A 9,345-nucleotide genomic window follows, 5' to 3' on the forward strand; every position below is an offset into this window, starting at 1 on the left:
GGCTGATCTCCCTGGCCACAGCCCGAGCCGAAGCGAGCCAACTCCGGACAGGAACCACTAAACGGAAAGCCGGATGCGGGAAATCCGCCCGTCCGGTTTGGAGGGAGGGGCGAGGTTAATCCCTCGCTCCTACCCCTATCATTTCGGCACAGCTAGGTAAATGAGACGGAACAGCTGATTAGCACATTTCCACGCGCCAGAATGGTTTGGACTATTGCTCCTCAATCCGTTTCGGCCCTGGACGGACTTTTATTTGGGCGTTTCCCCACAAACAATCATTGCGTGTCGGATTTGATATCCAGCGGCTTCTTACTAGTGAATGAGCACAACTGAAAGCAACAGCTTGCTTCAAGCTTACGCCGAACGGGGCGACGAGACGGCGTTTCGCGAATTGGTTGATCGCTATGCGGATCTGGTTTATTCCGCGGCGCTCCGCCGCTTGAACGGCAATGCCACCGAGGCCCTCGACGTCACCCAAACCGTGTTCACCGACCTCGCCCGCAAAGCCCGCAGCGTACAGAACGCCGATTGTCTGGGAGGCTGGCTGTATCGTCATACCGGTTTCGTTGCGTCCACAATGGTCCGCACCAAACAACGCCGCCAACTCCGCGAAAGAGAGGCCGCTCAAATGAATGCCCCTGACGAATCCACTGACACGCTCTGGCAGGAATTGGCAGGGCAACTCGACGCAAGCATTGACGAACTGGATCCGACGGATCGCCGTGCGATTCTACTCCGGTTCTTCGAACGGCGGGATTTCCGCTCAGTTGGGACTGCTCTCGGCCTCACCGACGACGCCGCGCAAAAACGGGTCAGCCGCGCTTTGGACAAATTGCGAGAACTGCTGCTGCAACGCCGTGTGAACCTCAGTGCCGCTTTACTCGGAACACTGCTGGCGGGAAAAGCCGTTAGTGCGGCGCCCGCCGGCTTGAGCGCGCTTGTTTCACGAAACGCCCTGGCAGGCGCAGCAGTTGCTGGAATCGGTCTTGGACTGGGCAATCTTTCGATCTCGCTATGGACCAAGCTGAGCGTCGGTGCCATCGTGCTCACAGCCGCAGTGTGGCTGGCGGTCTCCTACTCTTCCAGTTTCTCCGCTGGCCCGGCGCGCCAAGGGATCGCCACTGCAACGTTTGAAACTGCTGCTGTCGAGGCTGTCGCCGCGGCGAATGTTCCCGTCGCGGCGGCGCAACCCTCCGAAGGGACCAAAGCCCCAGCGGATCGGCTTGTGCTAACCATTGTAGCCGACGACGTCTCGCGTCCGATCCCAAACGTCGAATTCGACTTTTGGGTTTGGGAAGGTGAGTCCGCCGATCGCAAGCGGCTGCGCGCTGCGCGCAACGGGCAATGCGAAGTTCCATTCAACCGGACCCGCGTTAAACGATTGATTCTCGCCAGCGAAATCGACGGGTTTGTCAATACGCGCCTTGAATGGCGGCCCGAGCGCGGAGAAAGCATCCCGCAAGAATATACGCTGCGTCTGCAACGCGCGGTCGCAATTGGCGGGCGGGTTCTGGACGCGGACGGCCAGCCAGTTGAGGACGCTGAAGTAGGATTCAATAATCGCCCGGATATCTCCGCCGAGACCTGGCCACAGTGCGATAACTTCGGCTGGCCGTTCTGGGAGACCGCCCGAACGGATGCCAAAGGCGAGTGGGCCATCCATCGAATTGGAAAACAGGCGCTTCGAACCATTGACGGCAGCGCGAGCCATCTTGAACACGGGGCTGCCGATCGGCTCGACGTGAACCGCAGTCCCGAAGCTGCGGATCAACTGCTGGCGCGTAACTGGACGTTCAAGCTTGGTCGGGCGGTGGTAGCTCGCGGTCTCGTGCTCGACGCCGCCGGGACTCCTGTGTCGGAAGCTCGCATCCTAGTCGGACGCGTGGGCGAAAGCGGCCGTCGAACAGGGAAAACTTCATCTGATGGCAGCTTTGCAATCAAAGGGTGCAAACCCGGCACAAACATTCTCAGTGCGGAGGCTGATGGCTTTGCGGCGACAACGTTGGAAGCCGATCTTTCGAACGATTCTTCGCCGATTTCAATCACGCTTCGGACGGGTGCAGTGCTCCGGTTGAGAGTTGTGGACGTGAATGACGCGCCGATTCGTGAAGCAAGCGTTTGGTTGGATTGGATTCACGATTGGCACCTACCGGGAACGCGGCCGGTGACACAAGTGGACTTTAACCGTAACACGGATTCAGACGGTCGCCTTGAATGGCTTAGCGCGCCGCCGGATGAGGAACTCAGGCTGAGCGTCCGCGCAAAAGGGCATATGAATCGAGAGGTGTTCGACACCTGTTTTCAATTCGCACCGGCGGCTCCGAAGATATTTCCGGAACCCGCGCGTTTGTGACAACGGTGCGGAAACACAAGTTCGTGAAACTACAACATCCCTCCAACTCCGTGCCATGGCGATACCAGATCGATCTCACTTATTTATGGAAGTACACCCTAGGCTTCCCCATCTCCTTCTCTGGCCTTGTGACAGCAAGGGTTGTTGTTTCCTGTACTTGCTGTGGGAACACCGGAGGACAAGAGAACAACTGCAGAGAATACCCTCCACCTCCAAACTACTTGACGTGGCTACATCAGGGAAACACGCTGCAGAACATTCCGACCGGTCAGGTGATTTGTCGGCGATTGTTGCAGCTGACGGAGCATTTCCACTGCTGTGATTCGGTCGCGGGTGCTACCTCATTGCTGGCGTGAATTCGGGGATTGCTCCCCGAGTCGTTGGGCACACTTTATGGATCCACAGGACACAACGGAGTCTCTCCTGCTGCCGGAACAAGGCGCACAGGTTCCTACTCTGTTCCGGATTCTTGCAGTGTGTTTGGGGACAGCTGTCGCGCTATACGCGGGTGGGGCATTGCTGTTGCTGCCGCTCGGTGGGGCATTTGCGGCAGGATTCATTTATAAAAAAGCGATTCCTTCCCGGCGATCGTTTATTCCCACCGCCGCCGTCGTGACCGGGCATATTGTATGGATGACCATCGGTGGCCTGCTCAGCGGAAATGCGGGCGCATCTGTTGCAGATGTCGCTGTCCTTTCGATTTTGACTGTCTGGCTTCTCGCGCGTCCTGGTCTGCCAGCGGTCATGGTGATGAGCTGTGCGGCGGCACTCCCAGTTGTATCATGTGCGGGGCAACTGTCGTCAGGGGAATGGGGCACATCGACTCACAAGGCATTGGTTCTCCATCTATCTCTCCATGCATGCACGCTATTCTTCGTGGTCATTGGCTACTTCGATCATCGGGGGGAAACGAAAAATGCGATGAAGATACCCAACTAGACGTCATCCCCACCCGCCAATAGAAGCGCTGCTTTGTGGAATCCCGGGAACAATTGCACCCGAAACCGCACGTGTCCCGACCGGCTGTATCGCCGGCTTCCAGCCTGCAGGGCGTGGATGACGCCCGGCAGGTTGGGAAGCCTGCGACACAGCAGACTTGGAAGTCCGCGCTACGGTTGAGTCCGTACCCCGCTGCTGCGCTTCTCCGAACGCGCCGCTTTTAGGCTGTGCAGCACAGGAACTTGGAAACTCGTTTGCTCAGTGGCCATACTTCCCGGTGCCGTCGCATCGCCGACAGTCCTCGACGACGGGCGTTGCAATTCCAATGGTTCCCAAGCCGTAGCAGATCGGGCATAGTCCACTTCGCGTGGGAGCCGCTCCCGATCCCCAGCAGGTGGAGCATTTGTTGTTGGTGCTCGATACGTTTTTGCCCTTGCCTTCACATTCCGGGCAAAGACCACGATCCCTGAGGTCTTGTGCTTTCTTTTCCTGAGCTACCGCAACAAGAGCCAGGAATCCGACAAACGCCTGCACCGCTTCCTTCGCTTTGGCCTCGCGCTGTCCCTGCAGCTCGGCTACGCGGCGTGCGTGAATCTTTCGCTGGACCGCCACGGCTTCCGAGAAAACAGGGTGGGCAGCATCGGAGAACAAACCGGAATAAATGAGCCATTGCACACCATTTTGTTGGGGCACGGTTCCGCCGGAATCCGCCGTGAGCGGCAGTCGAAGTGTCTGCAGTTGTTGATCTCTCATGGAGCGGAAATCCAAAATGAACTGTCGCATTTGCGGGGAAAAGTAGTCTTGGCGCTTTTCGTATTGCAGGGACTGGATCCGCTTTTCGGACTCAAAAGCGATGCTGTGGAATCTTTGCAATCCCCGCAGATCGTGCGGAGTCGATTGAAGTTCAGCAGTTTTTTCCGCGAGGAAGACATGAAGAATCCGTTCCGCTTCGGCGACCTTGCGGTCGCGCTCCACAATGATCTGTTTTTGCGTATAGGCCAGCCGATCGACGGGGCTCATCTGCCGGACGCGCCAGGAATTCAGTGCCTCTTGATTCGCGCACCCCACGAAAAGGGCTGACACTGCGGCAGCAAGCAAACTCACGAGTATCGCTGGTAGTTGCATTGAGGATTGGGGTTGGGTTGAGGCTCACACTATGGTGAATCAGTTCCGAAGTCACGAAAGGTTCACAACGGCAGGTGAAGCAGCAGCGAACATGATTGCACATTGATTAGATCGCTTTCCCATCGGATGTGCAGGGGATAACAGAAACGATCTCGCCTGTGCGAGCCGAGAATGACCCGGACATATCCATGACGGACTCAAGCTCTACATGAAACCAATCCGGATCGGAGCACCGAAAAATCTTCAAGCCAAACAGAATGTTGCCAGACTTGAATGAGTCCATCTGAGCATCGTGAAGCTCCGCAAAGCAAATTGAACACGAAGCTTAACCACGGATGAACGGTAAAGTAGGGGCGGGGATTAACCCGCTCCCCTCGTCAAACCGTACGAAGAGTTTTCCACTATGCGGCTTTCCAACAAGCGCTTTATCGCAGGCATTCGCCCCCACCCACGCTTCGGTTCTGATTTCACAACGGCTGTGGTCCAAGTCGCTTCAGATACTGGGATGACGCGGGAGAAGGGCATTCCGACCTTGAAGGATCGGGTGGTTTGCAGCCTGGTTCGTGGATTTGAAGACAAGCGCATCGCAGCGCTTCAATGGCCTTAGCCAAGGGATGTTTGAGTTGCTGCAGTTGCTTCAATGCTTCGACGCGGCGCTGCTCGTCATGAGAGCATGAATGAACACCTGGTTTGCTGGGTATTGCGGGCGGTTCCAGTCGCACTCGCCTGATGTTCAAGTCTTCTTCGAAACGATCCGGTTGGAACAGGTTGGAGAGTTTCAAAACGCCGACGTTGCGCCGGCCTTCGCGGATTACCGTTGTCGCCGCCTCGACGCAGAATCAAGCGTTTAACCCTGCTCTTCCTTACCGAGAAGTTTTCCACGTGAAATTGGAGGGTATTAATGCTGTGCGCGCTGATAAACCCGTCCGAATGCCTTGCTGGTTTCGTGTGATTCGTGTGATTCGTGGTTACCCCTTTTTTGATTCAGTGTCGGCCTTGTCCCTGCCTTTAATTCGTGAAAATTAGCGCCATTCGCGTGAATCCGTTTTCCCTTCTGAATCCGCGTTCATCGGTGTTCATCCGTGGATAAACACGCAGCCGTAAGCCCTTCGACTTCTCTCCTGTTAAACTGCCTCCAGATGCCGCCGTAACGCTGCCAGCGCCTTGGCGCGATGACTCAAGCCGTTTTTGGCGTCCTCCCCAAGTTCAGCAAAAGATCGATCAAACCCTTCAGGCACAAAGAGTGGGTCGTACCCAAAACCCCCTGCCCCGCTCGGCCCCGCCGCGATCCAGCCTTCGCACGTGCCTTCGAACAACTCCGTCTGCAATTCCGCCTCGCGGCTTTCGCAAACCGGCGACGCCCCTGTCGCGCCGGAGCCCGGCAGCGGGGTCAGTGCTATGACACAGCGGAAGCGTGCACTGCGCTTTTCACGTGGAACATCCTGCAGCAGCCGCAAAAGCTTCGCGTTGTTTTCGCCATCCGTTGAATTCCCTTCCCTCCCCGAATCCACGGCCGCAAACCGCGCGGAATGCACCCCTGGCGCCCCTTGCAGCGCGTCCACTTCCAGCCCCGAGTCATCCGCGAGAACAAAAAAATTCTCAATGCTTCGCATTGCAGCCGCTCCCGTCCGCGACAGCCATTCCGCCAACGCGACGGCCTTGAGCGTCGCGTTCCCAGCAAAGCTGTTCGCGTCCTCCTTCACCGTCGGGGCCTCTGGAAAATCGTTCAACGTCAGACACGAAATCGAGCTTCCCAGGATGGTGCGAATCTCCTCCACCTTGTGCGCATTGCGGGTGGCCAGCAGAAAAGTGATGGCTTTGGAATTCGCGGCACGCATCAGACGTACAACGCCGACCGCAACTCGCGCGCCATCAAACTCATGAACGGATACCGCTTCTCAGGCTCGTTCTCGAGGCACTTCATGATGATCTTTTCCACGTTGAGCGGAAGGTCAGGGTTGTGTTGACGCGGCAAAATGAAGCCGCTTCGATCCAGCTCCAGCCGCAGAATGTCCGATGGCGTGTCGCCCGGAAACGGCAGGCAGTTGGTCAGCAACTCGTAGGCGGCCACGCCAAATGCAAAGACATCCACCCGATGTGTCAGCGGCTGCCCCTGCAATTGTTCGGGCGGCATGTAAGCGGGGGTTCCCGGATTTTTCGAAAGCTTGATTGGTTTGTCCGATATCGGCTGCGCGAGGTCGAAATCAACCAGCCGCACTCCGGCGTTGCGGGTGATCAGCACGTTCTCAGGCTTGAAATCCAGGTGCATATACCCGTTCTCGTGCATGTGCTCGAGCCCGGTTGCCATATCGATCAGGATTTGCGCAACGTTTTCCAGCAGCAACGCATCCGAGCGAGCGAACAGGATCTTGAGATTCTCTGCCTCGACATATTCCATTACCAGGTATGGCTGTCCTTTCACCTTGCCATGTTCCACGTAGCTGATGATGAACTCGCTGTCGGGAATGGTGGCCAGCACGTCGCAACCTTTCAGGAAGCGCTTTTTTGCAAAGAGATTGAAGCGATATCGATCATGCATCAATCTCAGGGCATAGGGCTTGTTTCGGGAATCGGTTGCAAGCCAGATATCAGCCATGCCCCCGCTATTGATCAATTCCTGGAGGTAAAAGCGCCCGAACTGCCGGGGCGCACCACCTCCGCCTGAATTTTCGTCTGCGCTGAACACGCACGCTATTTACGGCAAAAGCCAGGCCCGGGAAAGCGGAAAGCAAAACCCCTAATCGTTATGCGGAATCTCGAGCGTGCTGCCTCCGATGAATTCCCGAATGACAGCGTCACCCGGAATCAGCATCGTGTCCGCCACGTCCTGCCGCGTCAGGCCGCGCACCTGCCGCATGAGACGCCCCACCCGCTCATAACGAATCGCCGCATCGACAAAACCGGAGTAGTGCGTAAACTCCGCAGGCTTGGGCAGAAGCGAAGCCTCACCTTGCAGGAACGCTGCGAGCACGGGCACATCAAATGGAAATCCGCCGTTCACCACATGATCGGCCAGCCCGCTGAGCGGTATGATGCTGAAGAGTTCCCCCGCGCGGACATAATGCCAGTGCAGAATCGTCCGCAACGGACTCAGGTTCCGATGATTGGCATCACGCAGCATGCGTCGCATCAACCTGAGGTCGGTAAATCGCGTCATCACCCCGTCGCTTCCGTCGCCTTCAAACAACATGTTCTGCGTTTCAATATACAACCGGAACTGAGCCGACGCCTCAATGCCTTCCGACAGCGGCGGGTAAAATCCGTGCAGGCAATCCAGGAGCAGGACTTCATCGGGTTCCAGGCGCACCGCGCGGGTTCCAATTCGCCGCCCTTCCTTGAAACTGTAAACCGGCTTTTCAACCGTTTGTCCTGCAAGCAGCGCGCGCAAATGCTCATTGAGCAACTGAATATCCAGCGCTTCAGGCGCTTCGTAATTGCGATCGTTGATCCAATCGGTCGGATGCTCCACAAGGGACCAGAAATAATCGTCGAGATTAAGAGCCAGGAAACGGAGCCCATGGCGTTGCAGCCGGTTCGTGAGTTTCACCGTGGTCGTTGTCTTGCCCGACGAACTCGGACCGCTGATCCACAGCACCCGCAGGCGGTCGCCGGCATTGAGCCGCGCCATGACCTTCTCGGCCGCTTCGTCCAGTGAACGTTCATACCGATCGATCGACGCCCGAATGACTTCACCCAGACGATTCTTCGCAACCAATTCATTCAAACCCGCAACCGTGTGGCAGCCGTGCGTGCGATTCCATTCCAGGCTGTTCTGCATCAGGTCGGGACGCGATCCATTGCCAATGAACTGCGCGGGTTGGATCGCCCCTTCGCGCATCCAATGGCGGCCCCATCGATAACACGCGTAGGCGTCCGCGGTGTTCTGGAATCCGTAGCTCGCCAGCGCGTGCAAGACCTCGTCCTGGATATCTTCAATCGTCGGCGGAAAATTCGAAATAAGGTGATGCGGATCGGAATTAAGACAGACGATTACGGCATCGGCCAGGAATTCCGCTATCCGCTCGTCGCTCCCGCACGATTCAAAAACCGTCTGATTGATTCCGTCGACGCGGTCGGAATGAAAACCGCCGATGGATTTGGCGGCGCGCATGATTGCCTCGTAGATCCGGCCGGAATCAAAGCGGACGAGCGCGCGATTGCGCTTCCGCACTTTAACAATCCGATTCTGCACTGGCACGCGGCAGACAATACCGGTGCTGCACGACAACTCAATCTGCGAGTGTCGCTCCCGATATGTTGGGGGCGCATTGACACAGCTCATATTTTCTGCCCTTCTCGAATCGCACGACTCTTTTCTCTCCTAGCCTGCGACGCAGGAGCGGGAGCGGGGCCGGGGGAGAGGGTGCTCTGATTCATTCTCGATCGCGGCGTTGTCTAGGTTCCAGCGCTCCTCCTCTCCCCGGCCCTCTCCTCCGCTCGGAGCGGAAGGGAGGGAGTTCAATCCGGCTGCACGGGTAAGTATCAGAGCGCTCGCTTTCAGACTGATTTTCTCCCCTCGCCTGCGACGCGGGAGCGGGAGAGGGGCTGGGGGAGAGGGTGCTCTGATTCATTCTCGATCATGGCGTTGTCTAGGTTCCCGCGCACCTCCTCTCCCCGGCCCTCTCCTCCGCTCGGAGCGGAAGAGAGGGAGTTCGATGCGGCTGCGAGGGTAATTATCAGAGCGCTCGTCTTCAGACTGATTTTCTCCCCTCGCCTGCGACGCAGGAGCGGGAGAGACCTCTGAGGTAGTCCGTCAATCATGGAGTTGAAAGATGTTCACACGCATGTCATGCAGCGGGTTGGTGTGGAAGAAGGGCAGCGTAAAGGCTCTCGTAGAGTGTGACTCCGCGGCGCTGCAAGCTCCGCAGGTATCTAGCCTCGTCGTAAGGGGTGTTTTCTTTCCAACAGCGGAAAATGATTCGCAACCA

At 57.2% G+C, this 9,345-nt stretch carries 6 protein-coding genes; 2 read left to right on the forward strand and 4 right to left on the reverse strand.

All coding sequences use genetic code 11. The features are described from left to right. Positions 1–319: 319 nt before the first annotated feature. Both VEH04_03625 and VEH04_03630 read left to right on the forward strand, forming a co-directional pair. A complete protein-coding gene (locus VEH04_03625) occupies positions 320–2,353 on the forward strand; it encodes a sigma-70 family RNA polymerase sigma factor (protein HYG21847.1) in 2,034 nt (677 codons plus the stop codon). Between the two features lie 393 nt (positions 2,354–2,746). After that, positions 2,747–3,292, forward strand: a complete 546-nt coding sequence (locus tag VEH04_03630) for a hypothetical protein (protein ID HYG21848.1) — start codon at positions 2,747–2,749, stop codon at positions 3,290–3,292. 258 nt (positions 3,293–3,550) lie between these two features. On the opposite strand, the gene VEH04_03635 is transcribed toward VEH04_03630, so the two are convergent. From VEH04_03635 to VEH04_03650, 4 genes are all read right to left on the reverse strand, one after another. Then, the gene (locus VEH04_03635) at positions 3,551–4,396 is read right to left on the reverse strand and encodes a hypothetical protein (protein HYG21849.1); all 846 of its coding nucleotides are present in this window, start codon (positions 4,394–4,396) and stop codon (positions 3,551–3,553) included. A 1,145-nt stretch (positions 4,397–5,541) separates the two neighbouring features. Next, on the reverse strand, positions 5,542–6,255 hold the full coding sequence (locus tag VEH04_03640) for a non-canonical purine NTP pyrophosphatase (GenBank protein HYG21850.1): 714 nt from the start codon (positions 6,253–6,255) through the stop codon (positions 5,542–5,544). Further along, positions 6,255–7,103: a serine/threonine-protein kinase gene (locus VEH04_03645; GenBank protein ID HYG21851.1), complete on the reverse strand. Its 849-nt coding sequence runs from the start codon at positions 7,101–7,103 to the stop codon at positions 6,255–6,257. Before VEH04_03645 ends, VEH04_03640 begins: the two co-directional genes overlap by 1 nt. A gap of 51 nt (positions 7,104–7,154) precedes the next feature. After that, the gene (locus tag VEH04_03650; protein HYG21852.1) at positions 7,155–8,699 is read right to left on the reverse strand and encodes an ATP cone domain-containing protein; all 1,545 of its coding nucleotides are present in this window, start codon (positions 8,697–8,699) and stop codon (positions 7,155–7,157) included. Positions 8,700–9,345 lie beyond the last annotated feature (646 nt).

Source organism: Verrucomicrobiia bacterium (assembly GCA_035629175.1).
In the GTDB taxonomy this organism is placed as follows: domain Bacteria; phylum Verrucomicrobiota; class Verrucomicrobiia; order Limisphaerales; family DASXHY01; genus DASXHY01.